The sequence below is a fragment of the Paucidesulfovibrio longus DSM 6739 genome, assembly GCF_000420485.1.
GTDB classification, from domain to species: domain Bacteria; phylum Desulfobacterota; class Desulfovibrionia; order Desulfovibrionales; family Desulfovibrionaceae; genus Paucidesulfovibrio; species Paucidesulfovibrio longus.
Genome location: NZ_ATVA01000013.1, coordinates 300571 through 313948, shown reverse-complemented (window position 1 = coordinate 313948; position 13378 = coordinate 300571). Strand labels below are relative to the sequence as shown.

11 protein-coding genes are annotated in these 13378 nt (G+C 61.6%); 8 read left to right on the top strand and 3 right to left on the bottom strand.

All coding sequences use genetic code 11. The features are described from left to right. The first annotated feature begins 109 nt into the window (after nt 1-109). The 5 genes from G452_RS0108550 to G452_RS0108530 are packed head-to-tail and all read left to right on the top strand — an operon-like array spanning nt 110 to nt 3763. Nucleotides 110-637 carry an OmpH family outer membrane protein gene (locus G452_RS0108550; RefSeq protein ID WP_022661840.1) on the top strand — a complete coding sequence of 176 codons (528 nt, stop codon included), beginning with the start codon at nt 110-112 and terminating at the stop codon, nt 635-637. Between the two features lie 4 nt (nt 638-641). Continuing rightward, a complete protein-coding gene (gene lpxD / locus G452_RS0108545) occupies nt 642-1676 on the top strand; it encodes a UDP-3-O-(3-hydroxymyristoyl)glucosamine N-acyltransferase (protein ID WP_022661839.1) in 1035 nt (344 codons plus the stop codon). Further along, nucleotides 1669-2130 carry a 3-hydroxyacyl-ACP dehydratase FabZ gene (fabZ, locus tag G452_RS0108540; protein WP_027189123.1) on the top strand — a complete coding sequence of 154 codons (462 nt, stop codon included), beginning with the start codon at nt 1669-1671 and terminating at the stop codon, nt 2128-2130. Before lpxD ends, fabZ begins: the two co-directional genes overlap by 8 nt. Continuing rightward, on the top strand, nt 2130-2930 hold the full coding sequence (gene lpxA / locus G452_RS0108535; RefSeq protein WP_022661837.1) for an acyl-ACP--UDP-N-acetylglucosamine O-acyltransferase: 801 nt from the start codon (nt 2130-2132) through the stop codon (nt 2928-2930). Before fabZ ends, lpxA begins: the two co-directional genes overlap by 1 nt. 8 nt (nt 2931-2938) lie before the next feature. Continuing rightward, nucleotides 2939-3763: an LpxI family protein gene (locus tag G452_RS0108530; protein WP_022661836.1), complete on the top strand. Its 825-nt coding sequence runs from the start codon at nt 2939-2941 to the stop codon at nt 3761-3763. Nucleotides 3764-3895: 132 nt separating this feature from the next. On the opposite strand, the gene G452_RS0108525 is transcribed toward G452_RS0108530, so the two are convergent. Both G452_RS0108525 and G452_RS0108520 read right to left on the bottom strand, forming a co-directional pair. Continuing rightward, a complete protein-coding gene (locus G452_RS0108525) occupies nt 3896-4756 on the bottom strand; it encodes an ATP-binding protein (protein WP_022661835.1) in 861 nt (286 codons plus the stop codon). Then, nucleotides 4753-5616, bottom strand: coding sequence for a nucleotide-binding protein (locus G452_RS0108520; protein WP_022661834.1), 864 nt, complete (start codon nt 5614-5616; stop codon nt 4753-4755). Before G452_RS0108520 ends, G452_RS0108525 begins: the two co-directional genes overlap by 4 nt. A 228-nt stretch (nt 5617-5844) precedes the next feature. Here G452_RS0108520 and G452_RS0108515 point away from each other — a divergent pair, with 228 nt between their 5' ends. The 3 genes from G452_RS0108515 to G452_RS18660 all read left to right on the top strand — a co-directional run bounded on the left by G452_RS0108515 (nt 5845) and on the right by G452_RS18660 (nt 11347). Beyond that, a complete protein-coding gene (locus G452_RS0108515; RefSeq protein ID WP_027189122.1) occupies nt 5845-6696 on the top strand; it encodes a damage-control phosphatase ARMT1 family protein in 852 nt (283 codons plus the stop codon). Between the two features lie 32 nt (nt 6697-6728). Beyond that, the gene (locus G452_RS0108510; protein ID WP_022661832.1) at nt 6729-9869 is read left to right on the top strand and encodes an AsmA family protein; all 3141 of its coding nucleotides are present in this window, start codon (nt 6729-6731) and stop codon (nt 9867-9869) included. 104 nt (nt 9870-9973) lie between these two features. Beyond that, the gene (locus tag G452_RS18660) at nt 9974-11347 is read left to right on the top strand and encodes a YihY/virulence factor BrkB family protein (RefSeq protein ID WP_022661831.1); all 1374 of its coding nucleotides are present in this window, start codon (nt 9974-9976) and stop codon (nt 11345-11347) included. On the opposite strand, the gene G452_RS0108500 is transcribed toward G452_RS18660, so the two are convergent. After that, nucleotides 11289-13367 carry a thioredoxin domain-containing protein gene (locus tag G452_RS0108500; RefSeq protein ID WP_022661830.1) on the bottom strand — a complete coding sequence of 693 codons (2079 nt, stop codon included), beginning with the start codon at nt 13365-13367 and terminating at the stop codon, nt 11289-11291. The two genes, G452_RS18660 and G452_RS0108500, sit on opposite strands and share 59 nt — an antisense overlap. Between the last annotated feature and the right edge of the window lie 11 nt (nt 13368-13378).

Here is a 13378-nt window from a genome sequence, read left to right as displayed (position 1 = left end):
AACCCCAGGCATTGTTGATGAGTTGATCATGACGAAGAGCGTCGGGCCGTTGCGTGCCCCCGCGCTGTCGTTACTATTTGCTGAAAATGAACGGCCAAAGGAGATACGGATGAAAAAGGTATTGTTTCTCGCGGTGATCATGGCTCTCGTTCTGCAGGTTCCCGCTTTCGCGGCTGATCTGAAGATCGCGGTGATCCATATGGAACGCCTGAAGAAGACCTCGGAGCCCGGACAGCAGATTGCGGCTCAGCTCAAGACGAAGCTTGATCCGATGGTCCGCGAGCGCCAGCGCCTGGAAGACGAACTGAAGCAGCTTTCCGAAGAGTTCAAGAACAAGAGCGCTGCCTATTCCCTGGACACCAAGCGTGAAAAGGAACTCCAGCTCAAGCGCAAGTATCGCGATCTCGAAGACCTGCGCCGCGACTTGCAGCAGAAGGCCATTGCCGAAGACAAGGCGCTTTCCGCCCCTGTCCTTGAAATGATGCAGAAGGTCGCAGAGAAGTTCATCGAGAGCAAGGGCTATACCCTCGTTTTCGAATTCCAGCAGAGCGGTCTGCTTTATCTGGACAAGAGCTTCGACATCACGGACGAACTGATCCAAGAGGTCAACAAGGCCTGGAAGGCTCAGGGCCACTAGGCATATGCTTCTTTCCGAGATAGCCATGCAGTTGGGGCTGGAGCAATCCGGCCCCGACCGCGAGATTCTTGGGGTAAATACACTGGAGAGCGCCGGGGAATCGGAGCTCTCTTTTCTCGTCAATCCCAAGTATGTCAAAATGCTGGAGCAGACCAAGGCCGGCGCGGTTCTTCTCGCCGCCGACCAGGTCGGCATGGTCGAGTCCGCGCTCATCAGCGCAAACGTATATATGGATCTCGCCCGTGTGGTGACCCTGTTCGCCAAGCCGCAGGGCGAATTCGCCGGGCAAAGTCAGCTTGCCTTTGTCGGCAAGCAGGCCGAGATCCATGAAACGGCTACGATCTATCCGTTTGCCTTCATCGGCCCCGAAACCGTCATCGGTCCCGGAACCGTCGTTTTCCCGGGCTGCTATATCGGCGAACGCTGCCATATCGGCAGTAATTGCCTGATCTTTCCCAATGCCGTGTTGATGGCCGATACCACGCTTGGCGACCGTTGCATCATGCAGCCGGGCAGCGTGCTGGGTGGGGATGGATTCGGCTTTGCCCAGACTCCGCTGGGGCATATGAAGATTCCTCAGATCGGTCGCGTCGTTCTTGGCAACGATGTTGAGGTCGGGGCGAATTCTTCCATCGATCGCGCAGCCCTGGACAAGACTTCCATCGGATCCGGTTCCAAGATCGACAGCTTGGTGCAGGTCGGCCACAACGTGCGCATCGGCGAGCATTGCCTGGTCGTCGCGGGGACGGGAATCGGCGGCAGCACCAAGATCGGCGACGGCGTGATCATCGGCGGACAGGCCGGTATCAAGGATAACATCGAGATCGGCGACGGTTGCATGATCGGCGCGCGCGGAGGCATCAACAACAATCTTCCCGCCGGGAGCAAGGTCACCTACAATCCGATGATGGAGGTGGGCACCTTCCTGCGCGTCGGGGCCGCCTTGCCCCGTCTGCCTGAACTGCTCAAGCGTGTCCGCCGACTCGAAAAGGAATTGGAACGCCTTCAGGAGGCGGACTCCGGAGATTCGAATGGCTAGCAACACGACTGTTTTGGACATCCGTCAGATCATGAATCTGATCCCGCATCGCTACCCTTTCCTGCTCGTGGACAGGGTCGTTGAATTCGAAGCGGGTTCGCATATCGTCGCCTACAAGAACGTGACCTTCAACGAACCGTTCTTTCAGGGGCATTTTCCCGGACTTCCCGTCATGCCCGGCGTGCTGATGATCGAGGCTCTGGCGCAAACCGGCGGCCTCTACGTCATGCAGGATCCGAGCATCGACATTGTCGGCAAGGTCTTCATGTTCACGGGCATCAACAAGGTCAAGTTTCGCAGGCCCGTCATGCCCGGCGACAGACTGACGCTCCGCATGTCCGACTTTGTCCGGAAAATGTCGCTCTGGAAGATGCAGGGCGTTGCCGAGGTCGACGGGGAACTCGCCTGCGTGGCTGAACTGTCCGCGGCTCTCGTGGACAAGGAGAATCTCTAGTGTCCAATACCATTCATCCCTCCGCCATCGTATCGCCCAAAGCGGTCATCGGCGAGGGCGTCGTCATCGGTCCCTACAGCGTCGTCGAAGACAACGCGACCATCGGCGACGGCAGCACGATCGAATCCTTCGTGCACATCAAGTCGTTTGTGCGGCTTGGCAAGAACAACCACGTCCACTCCTACGTCTGCATCGGCGGCGAGCCGCAGCACCTCGCCTACAAGAACGAGGAGACCTGGGTTGAAATCGGCGACTCCAACACAATCCGGGAGTGCGCCACCATCAACCGCGGCACCGTTCAGGGACACGGCAAAACCAGCATCGGCTCGCATTGCCTGATCATGGCGTATGCGCACGTGGCTCATGACTGCGTCCTCGGCGACCATGTGATCATGGCCAACGCCGTGAACCTCGCCGGACACGTCGAGATCGGCAATCATGCCGTGGTCAGCGGCATGGCGGCCGTGCAGCAGTTCCTTCGCATCGGCGAATACGCGTTTCTCGGCGGTTCCAGCGGCTACAACCTGGACATTCCCCCATACATGCTCGCGCACGGCGTGCGGGGCAGACTGATGGGGCCGAACCTGATCGGGCTGCGTCGCCATGGGTTCGACACCGAGGCCTGCCGTGCCTTGAAAAAAGCCTACAAGATCATTTTCCGTTCCGGGCTGCCGCGCGAGAAAGCCATTGAGCAGGCGCTGGCCGAGTTCCCGAACGTGCCCGCCGTTGCCAACGTGGTCGAATTCATGCGCGGTTCCAAGTGCGGAGTCGCCCCGGATTACCACAAGAACGGAGACTGAGCGGATCCATGCCGGATTCCAAGTGCGTGATCGGCCTGATCGCCGGGGGCCGCCAATTCCCCGTGCTTGTTGCTGAGGGCGTGAAAAAGGCGGGACACAAGCTCGTGGTCGCCTGTTTCGAGGGCCACAGCAACATGGAGGTGGCCGTTCATGCCGATGTCGTGGAAACCCTGAAGCTCGGCAAGCTCGGCAAGCTTCTTGACTTCTTCAAGCGGAACGGGGTCGAGCAGGTCATCATGGCCGGCACGATCGACAAACCCAGAATCATGGATGTGCGGCATTTCGACATGCGCGCGCTCAAGGTCATCTTCAAGAACAAGAACAAGGGCGACACGAATCTGCTCGGCGCACTCACGCATGAGCTTGAATCCGAAGGGATGCGCGTGGTTCCGCCCCATGTGCACGTTCCCGACCTGCTGACTCCCGAAGGCGTGCTGACGCGGCGTCAGCCCACTGAGCGCGAATGGGATGATCTGCGGCAGGGATGGACCGTGGCCAAGGAATTGGGCCGTCTGGACATCGGACAGTGCCTGATCCTTCGGGAGGGCATCGTGGCCGCCGTGGAAGCCCTGGAAGGAACGGATGAGGCCATCCGTCGCGGTTGCCGACTTGGCGGCGAGGAGTGCGTCGTGGTCAAGGTCTTCAAGCCGGGCCAGGAGGAGCGCGTTGATTTGCCCAGCGCGGGCAAGGACACCATCCGGACCATGAGCGAGGGCAAGGCGACCTGTCTCGGCATCGAGGCGGGGAAGAGCCTGCTTTTCGATCGCGAGGAAACCATTGCGGAAGCGAACCGATCCGGCATCAGCATCGTGGGCTTGACCGGGAAAGAGTAGTCTGTTTTCCCCGCTTGATCGTCTGGGATTCAAAATGCCGCCTCCCGCACGGGAGGCGGCATTTTGCTGTTTCCAGCCTCGGCGCCGCATGTGTATGGCGCCGCGGGGAGGATCCGACGAAGTTTCCGGGACTCAGGCCAGAAGTGTTTCCAGACGGGACCAGATGGTCCGGACGTTTTCCCCCAGGCCGTTCGGGTCGAACTCCAGGATGCTTTGTCCGGCGATCTGGGCCTTCGTGAAGATCGGGTCGTAGGGGAGGCTGCCCAAAACGGGAATCCCTTCCAGTTCGCAATATCGCAGCAGCTCGCTCTCCATGTCGTGGTTCAGTCCGGACTTGTTGACGACAAGGGCCGCGGGCATACGAAAATGCTTGGTCAGGTCGTGGACTCTTTTCAGGTCGTGGACGGCCGAAACAGTTGGTTCCGCCACGAGTATGGCGAGGTCCGCATCCGTAAGCGAAGCGATCACGGGACACCCGACGCCTGGCGAGCCGTCCACGAGAACCAGTTCGAACCCGCGATCTTCGGCCAGGCTTTTTGCTTCGCGCCGGACCGAAGTGACCAGCTTCCCGGAATTCTCTTCGCCGACCCCAAGCGCCGCGTGGGCCATCGGGCCGTGCCGGGTCTCGGAGCGGTATTGCTCTCCGCAGACACGCGGGCGCATGGATACGGCCCCGACCGGGCAGACATAGTCGCAGACCCCGCAGCCTTCGCAGTGTTCCGGAAGAATCCGGAAATCCTCGCTTACGGCTCCGAACCGGCAATGGGTGCGGCACAGCCCGCATTCGGTGCAGAGATTCGGATCGATGCTCGGCTGCTCGCCGCTGACGAACGGCCAGCGTTCCTTGATCTCGGGCTGGAGCACGAGATGGAGGTCGGCGGCGTCCACATCGCAGTCCGCCAGGACTTTAGCCGGTCCCAGGCCGGCCAGGGCCGCTGTCACGCTTGTCTTTCCGGTTCCGCCTTTGCCGCTGATGACGACCAGCTGTTTCATCCCAATGTCCTTCCCGTTTGGTGTTCGATGGCGGCGACGAGGTCGCTGAAGCGGTCGGCGAAGCCCGGAACGCCGTCGATGAGCAACGCACCCGTGGAATAGGCTTCGGCAGCTGCCCGTTCGTGGGGAATGGCCGCGAGAAGGGGGATCGCTTCCTTTTCGAGATATCTTTCGACGCGCTCATCCCCCATGCCCGCCCGGTTGAGCACTACCCCGAAGGGCAGATGCAGCTCGCGCAGGAGCTGGACAGCGATATTCAGATCGTGCAGGCCGAAAGGCGTGGGTTCGGCCACGAGCAGCGCGTAGTCCACGTCCTGAAGGGAACAGACCACGGGGCAGGACGCCCCGGGGGGGCAATCGAGCAGTGTCAGGCCGCTGTTTTCCGCGCGCGCTTTGACGGCCTTGATCAGCGGTGGGGACATGGCTTCCCCGATGCGCAGCAGACCCTGGAAAAATGTGATACCGTCCTTACGGCCGATGCCGCTTTCCCCGATGTCGCGGGTGCCTTCCTTGATCGCATCCGCCGGACAGGCCAGTTCGCATAATCCGCAACCGTGGCAGAGCTCGGTGAAGGCCATGACGGTTCCCGCCATGCAGATCAGCGCCTTGAAGCGGCAAAGCTCGACGCACTTTCTGCATGATTCACCGAGGCAGGAATCCTCGTCGATGACGGGGACGGGAACCTGTTCCACACGGGTATCCCCGATGTCGATTCCAAGGAAAAAGCGGGCGTTGGGCTCTTCCACGTCGCAATCGATGAAGTTGAGGGGAATACCCCTGCGACTGAGATGTGCGGCAAGGTTGACGGCGACAGTGGTCTTGCCAGTGCCGCCTTTGCCGCTGGCGATGGCGATTTTCATGTTTCTCCCGGCTTGCCGCGCTGGAATATGCGCGTCGTTTCGTTGCCGCTACCGGAGCAACGTGCGTGCCAGTTGTAAAAGTCACGGCTGGAGGGCATTCCGGCGCGCCACACGATTTTGCCAGGCGTATTTTGCGCCGTTGCGGCAAAAACAGGAGGGAGAATAATGCGCCGTTTCACCGCTTGCGAAAGCCGGTGCGCCGGGCCATACTTCGCGGGGAGTAACCGCATGAAAACGCAATTGGATTGTCTGCCCTGTTTTTTTCGCCAGGCTCTCGCGGGAGCGCGTCTGGCGCGCCCAGAGGATGCGGCCGTTCAGAAACGTGTCTTGCTGGAACTGGCAGAACTGCTCCCCCTGTTCGATCTCGACCAACCGCCGCCCGCACTGGCTGGGCGTCTGTACGCCCTGCTGCGCCGCGTCACCGGGGTGGATGATTGTTTTGCCGAGGAAAAGCGACGATCAAACGCAAGGGTCTTGACGTTGTTGCCCGAACTCGGCGAGAAGCTTCGGCGCAGTCGCGATCCATTGTCGACGGCATTGGAAATATCAATCATCGGCAATTACATGGATTCGGGCGTGGAAACCCGATTCGATTGGGAGGGCGAGCTGGAACGCGTGGACGAGACGCTGGACCCCGCTGCCGTCACCAGCTTTCGCAAGCGCGCCGTTCCGGGAGCGCAGGTGCTCATCGTCGGCGACAATGCCGGGGAAATAGGGCTGGACAGGTTGCTGGTGGGCGAGTTGCTTGCGCTGGGCGCGCAGGTGTCCTATGCGGTCAGAGGACGGCCAGTGCTCAACGACGCGACACTGGACGATGCGCGCCAGGTGGGGCTCGACGAGCTTTGCGAGGTTTTCTCTTCTGGTGCCGACACTCCCGGCGCGGTTTTGGAACGTTGTGATGGCGACTTTCGAAAGCGTCTGCGGGAAGCGGACATCGTTCTCGCCAAGGGGCAGGGGAACTACGAGTCATTGACCGATTCCGGGCTGGACGTGTATTTTGCCTTCAAGGTCAAGTGCCCGGTGGTGGCCGCCCGTACGAAGCTGCCCGAATCGTCGTCGGTTTTTTTGAGAGAGCCCTGATCCGTGGCTGACCATCTGGCCATTGAGAGCACATGCTGCGCAAGATAACCTTCATTCTTTTGATCACCCTGCTGCTGAGCACCACACTGTTCGCCGCAGGGCTGTTCGCTCTGGATTGGTATCTGGGAACCGAGCGTTTCCGAACGCATCTCTCCCAGGCCATCAGCGACGCCTATGGATATGAGGTCGCCTTCCAGGGGAATCTCGGCGTCAGCGTATATCCGTGGCTCGGCCTGGAAACTGGGCCTCTGGAAGTGCGGACCGCGCCGGGAAAGGAGCCGCTGCTGCGGGCGTCCGAAGTCTCGGCAAAGGTTTCCCTGGTGCATCTATTCTCGCGTCAGCTCAACTTCGACACCGTCTTTCTGAACAGGATCGAAGTCTCGGTGCAGCGCAAAAAAGACGGCACCACCAATATCGACGCGCTGCTGGCGTTGTTGTTGCCCCAGGGCGAGAGCAAGCCGGTCATGGACCCCGCGCTGCGCCTGGATTCCTTGAGCGTTCGCGGCGTGCAGCTGCACAACGCCCACTTCCGGTTTGACGACGAGGTCACGGGCCAGTCCTGGACCGTGGCGGACGCGGGCTTTCAGACCGGCGAATTCGAGCCGGGCCGCCCCTTGCCCTTTTCCATGAATGGAACCTTCACCCGCAGCGGGCTGGATGTGGAAGCCAGCCTGGACATGAGCGGCAATCTGGAAACGGATCTCGCGGCCAATGCCTTTCAGCTGCTGGACACGCGGGTGAACTTGATACTTCGGGGCGATACCCTGCCCGTGCAGGGCGGCGAGATACACTTCACCTCTCGTCTGGACCTCGATTCCGTCAAGGGCGAGGCGCAACTCCACGATTTCCATCTTAAATTGCCGCAGTTGATGCTTGCCGGGGACATGCGCCTGGAGAACCTCAAGGACGCTCCTCGCGCCGAGGGGGAATTGCGTTCGGGCGTCTTCTCGCCGCGCGCCGCAGTGAACGATTTCTTCCCAGGCACGATTCCGGAAAAGGATTCCGAGATTTTCAAGAACGGGAATTTCTCCCTTTCCTTCAAGGCGGACGCCTCCGGGGTGGACGTCAGGGATCTCAAGGTCTTCTGCGACAAGACCAATGTGACCGGCGAATTCTCCGTGCATGGCTTCGACAACCCGGACTATCGTTTCAGGCTCAAGGGCGACAGTCTGGATTTCGACCGCTACTATCGGCTCTTCATCGTGGACGAGCCGTTTTATCTCCGCGATTTTTTTCCTGATTTCTTTGCGAAAGTCCATGCCGGCGGCAGCGTGGACCTGGATTCCGTGATCCTTGCGGGAGAACATCTCGAGGGGTCTCACTGGGCCGCGAGCTGCGGGAACGGTACGCTCCGGGTCGATGTGGCCCCAGCCGGGCTCAAGGGGGGCAGCCTCAAGGCCGGGTTCGAGGCCAGCATAGCAGGCAGCGGGAACGGAGAGTACAGCCTTGGACTGGGGCTGGACGTGCGTCTGGATGGACTGGATGCCGCCGACCTTCCGTTGCTGTCTGTCGGGAAGTACCGGATCGACGGCAGGGGCGGCGCGAAGTATTCCATGACCATGCCGCCCACGCCGTTCAAGGCGAGCGACGTCATCGACGACGTTCTGTTCTCGCTCGAAGGGCACCTGGCCTACGATATCGACAATTTTCGACTGCGGACCCCGCCTTCCGACGGATCCAAGGGGCGCACGGTTTCCTTTGGAAAGGCTTCTGGCGAGACGGATTTCAAGCCCACGCGAGTCGCCTACAAGGAAGGGGGCTTCGCTTTCAGCTTCAAGGGCGGGGCAAGGGGCGCGGATCGCGATTACTCGTCCTGGCTCTCCTTCACGGGCACGATGCGCACGAACCGGAATTATGCCGATCTGCGTCTCGACGACGTGAAGATCAAGGGGCGCTACGAAGGGGGCGATCTGCCGAAATACGCTCCTGCGCTGGACTTTTTCGTCAATGGGGGGCTGGAGGCGGACAAGCAGCATCTCCGGCTGAAGGACGTGCAGGTGTCCGGATTTGGCGGCGATTTCACGGCGACCCTGGAAGGGCATCGCATCTTTGAGAAAGACTATACGCTGACCGGGGGATTTGAATACGACACGGACAATCCGCTCGGACTGCTGCGCTGGATGAGTCTCAAGCCGGGCAAGCCGCGAGGCAAGAACGCCTACACCAGGATTCACGTCCGCAGCAAATATTCGGTAACGCCCTACAAGGCGGTGTTCCACCATTGCGAAATCGGCATGGACGGTGCTTTGGCCACCGGAGTCGTGCGCGTCGAGGATTACAAGACCGGGAAGTTGAGTTTCGACCTTTCGGCAGGCACCGTGGACATCGACCAGTACCGCCCGAACAAGGGCAAGCGCCGCGACCCCAAGGAATGCGTGGACCCGACCCAGGTCCGGCCCATCGGCCTGCCTGTGGAAACGCTGCGCGACCTGAACGCGGAAGGGACGCTCCAGGTCAAGGATCTCATCCTCTACAAGCTGCATTTCACGGATATCAAGGCAGAGGTCCGCGCGCGGGATGGCCAGCTCACGGGCAGCCCGCTTGCAGGCACCTTCTACGGCGGAAAGCTGGAGGGCGGATTCACCGCGCGTTCGACCAAGGAATTCATCGTCCTCTCCCTGAACCTCAAAGCCGACGACTTCAAGGTGGGACCGTTCATGGCCGACGTGGGCGGCAAGGAATACGTCATGGGCCGGGGGACGCTCTTCATGGACGTGCAGAGCCTCGGCGCCACGGACGACGACGTGATCGCCAACCTGGAGGGTCGGGGCGGTTTTACGGTGGAGGAGGGCTCGTACAAGTTCTCCGGCAAGGGCGGAGGGGAGAGCCTCGCCAAGGGAGAGCAGAGCATTCTGGACGGCCGCAACCGTTTCAACGGTGCGGGCGCTATCTTCCGCATCGACCACGGTGCGTTCTACAACGAGGACTTCAACATGGAAGCCTCGTTCATGGAACTGGGCGGGCGCGGTGAATTCAACATCGACATGAACACCATCGATCTGGAGCTGGAGGCCAACTACAAGGCCGGCCCCACTGTGCCGCTGCACATCGTCGGCTGCCTGGACGATCCCGCTGTGGAGGTTCCCGGCGGGGAACTGATCACCAATACGGTCAGGGATCTTATTGGAATTCCCTTGAAGCCCTTCCAGTATCTGCGCGATCTGCTCTTCTGATCATTGCGGCCCGTTTCCGCAGGAAGCGATCCGGGCTTGCCCACGCACGGTCCGGGCGTGTATGCAGTCTAAGGATTGTTCATACTCAACAGGGAGCTGGACGCATGAGCGACAAGGGACTGGGCAGGATTGTCTCGCAAATCTTTCACTGGTTCACGGTGGACATCTGGGACGACGGCAGCAAGCGTCAAGCGAGCAGGCTTTCCGCTTTTTCCCGCTGGATTTATCTCGTCTTCAAGGGATTCCTCGGCAACCAGTGCCTGATTCGATCCGGCGCGCTGACCTTCACCACCATGCTCTCCATCGTTCCGTTGCTGGCCGTGGCGTTTTCCATCGCCAAGGGATTCGGCCTGCAAAACTCCGAATTCATACACGACCTGCTCAGCCGCATGGCTTCCGGCAACGAACAGGTCGTGAAATCCATCATCGGCTATATCGACAACACCAATGTCAAGACCCTGGGCTGGATGGGCGTGGCGTTTTTGCTCGTCACCGTCTTTTCCATGGTTTCCAGCGTGGAGCAGGCCTTCAACACCATCTGGGGCGTCAAGCGGGGTAGAAGTCCCTGGCGCAAGTTCACGGATTTCTTTTCCGTAATCCTGATCATGCCCGTGATCTTCATCGTTGCCACCAGCACCACGGTGACGGTGCAGAAAAGCGACATCGTCCAGCGCGTCATGGAGGTGTCCGGACTCGGATGGCTGGAGAGCCTGATGCTCAAATCCGCACCGCTGGCGCTCCTCTGGCTCGCCTTTACGTTCATGTATTCCTATGTGCCGAACACCAAGGTCAGCCTGAAGAGCGCGGCCCTGGGAGGAGCCGTGGCCGCGATTTTGTGGCAGCTCTCCCAGGGAGCCTACATCCGCTGGCAGATGGGCTTCAACAACTACAACGCCATCTACGGCAGCTTCGCGCAGTTGCCGCTCTTTTTGATCTGGATGTACATCGGCTGGATCATCGTGCTGTTCGGGGCGGAAATGTGCGTGGCCGTGCAGCATTTGCGTCGGTTCACGAAGCAGCAGTTCATCCGCAAGGCCAGCCTCGTGCAGCGCCAAAAGCTGGCCGTGATCATGATGCTCCTGACGGTGCGCCCGTTTCGGGAGGGATGCGTCCTGCCGGATGTGGACGAGATTTCCGACCGCCTGATGATTCCTCGCGAGATGGTCGTGGAGCTTTTCGGGCAGATGGCTTCCGCGGGCCTTTGCGCTCCGTCCGAAGACGAGGATGACCTGCGTTTCTATCCTGCCATGCAGCCGGAACTCATCAGGATTACGGACGTGCAGCGCGCCGTTGTCTCCGGGGGGGACGAGGAAGGCGCGGGCGAGGATTTCGGCTTCGTGGACGAAGCGTTCGATTCCCTTGCCTCGGCCGCCTACAACGACCCCGCCAATGCGACCCTGGCCGATTATTCCTCGCGCCTCAGTCGCGAGGCGGATGTCTGTCCGACAGCACCCGGAGCAGATCTCCCGGCGTCCTGACAGGAGCGAGGCAGGTCGTGTCGCGGCAGACCTGCGCGGCGTCCGACGAATTCTGATCGTCCGCGACGGTCAGCACCATGCCGGGCAGATAGCGCGTCCGCAGGGCGTTTTCGAACCCGGCCCTGGCGTCGGCGTTTCGGGGCAGCGCGACACGCAGGGGCGGACGCAGCGCGTCGCTCAGGGCGCAGAGCAGAAACGCGAAGCCGGAGGGGTGTTGCCGGAGTTGCCCGGCATAGGCCCGCAGGACGCCGATCCCGCTTTCCCGCAGGTGCGGTTCGCCGCTCAGGACGGAAAGCCGCAAGAGCACCCAGGCGGCCACGGAGTTGCCGGAAGGCGTGGCTCCGTCGTAGGCGTCCTTGCGCCGGACGGGCAGTTCCCGATGATCGACGGGCGTCAGCCAAAATCCGCCTTGTTCCCTGTCTTCGAACCTTTCCCTGATGATTCCCGCCAGCGAGCGGGCGTGTTCCAGCCAGAGCGAGTTCAGGCTTGCCTCGTGCAGTTCCAGCAGTCCCCAGGCCAGAAATGCGTAGTCGTCCAGCAATCCCGGCACGGGTTCGGCGTCGTCGCCGCGCAGGCAATGCAGCAGGCCGCTCTCCCGCAGGCGGGAGCGCAGAAGCGCTGCGGCCGCCGTTTCCGCGGCGCGAAGCAGGTCTGGATCGTTCAGCACGCGTGCTCCCCGAGCCAGAGCCGCAAGCATCAGCCCGTTCATGTCCGTGAGCACCTTGCTGTCCAGCCCCGGCCGGACGCGCTCCTGCCGCGTTGCCAGAAGCCGCGTGCGGATGGATTCCATGCGGGAGGCGAGGACAGGGAGCGGCATGTTTTCCCGCCGCGCGAGGTCCGCAAGGGGCAGGGGCAGATGCAGGATGTTCGTTCCTGTGGAACGTCTGGTGGCCTCGTCCTGGAAATTCCCGCCCGGTTCGACTCCGAAGACCCGCGCTGCCAAGGCGCCGTCCTCCGGGCCGAGGATGTCGTCGAGCTGCGCTCGCGCCCAGACGTAGAAGCGTCCCTCCTCCCCCTCGGAGTCCGCGTCTTCCGCCGTGTGGAAGGTTCCTTCCGGCGAGGTCAGATCTCGCCGCACGTAGCTGATGACCTCCCGCGCGAGGGCGGCGAATTCCTCCTCTCCGGAGGCTTGGAAGGCTTCCAGGGCGGCAAGGGTCAGCAGGGCTTGGTCGTAGAGCATCTTTTCGAAGTGCGGCAGCAGCCAGCGTTCGTCCGTGGAGTAGCGGTGCAGCCCGTAGCCGAGCTGGTCGTAGACGCCGCCGCGCCGCATGCCCCGAAGGGTGCGCAGAACCATGTCCAGGAGCGCGGGATTGCCGGTGCGGGCGTGTTCGCGGAGCAGGAACAGCAGCACATGCGGGGAAGGAAACTTGGGCGCGTCGCCGAATCCGCCGTGCTCGGCGTCGAAGCGGGATTCCAGCTCGCGTGCGGCCTGCGCCGATACTTCATCGCCGGGCAGGGAGCTTGTTGTTCCGGCGTCCCCGGATGAGGAAGCGGCTGCGAGGTCCGCGACGGCAGCCGTGGTCCGTTCCGCCGCGTCCAGCACGGCCTGGCGCTGCGTCCGCCATGCTTCGCCGAGTCGGGGGAGCAGTTCCTTCATGCCCAGACGTCCGCCGCGGCTTTCACGCGGGACAAAGGTCGTTGCGAAGAAAGCCTTCCGGTCAGGGGTCAGGGCCAGAGTCAGGGGCCAGCCGCCCGATCCGGTCATCAACTGGCAGACGGTCATGTAGAGATCGTCCACGTCGGGACGCTCTTCGCGGTCCACCTTCACGCAGACGAAATGCTCGTTGAGCAGGGCGGCGGTCGCTTCGTCCTCAAAGGACTCATGGGCCATGACGTGGCACCAGTGGCAGGCGGAATAGCCGATGGAGAGCAGGACGGGCTTGTCCTGTTCGCGGGCCAGCGCAAAGGCCCGGTCGCCCCAGGGCAGCCAGTGCACGGGATTGTCCGCGTGCTGGAGCAGGTATGGGCTGGTTTCGCGAGCCAGCTCGTTGCGGGGCTGGGCATTTCGGGCTTTGGTCATGGCGGCCTCCT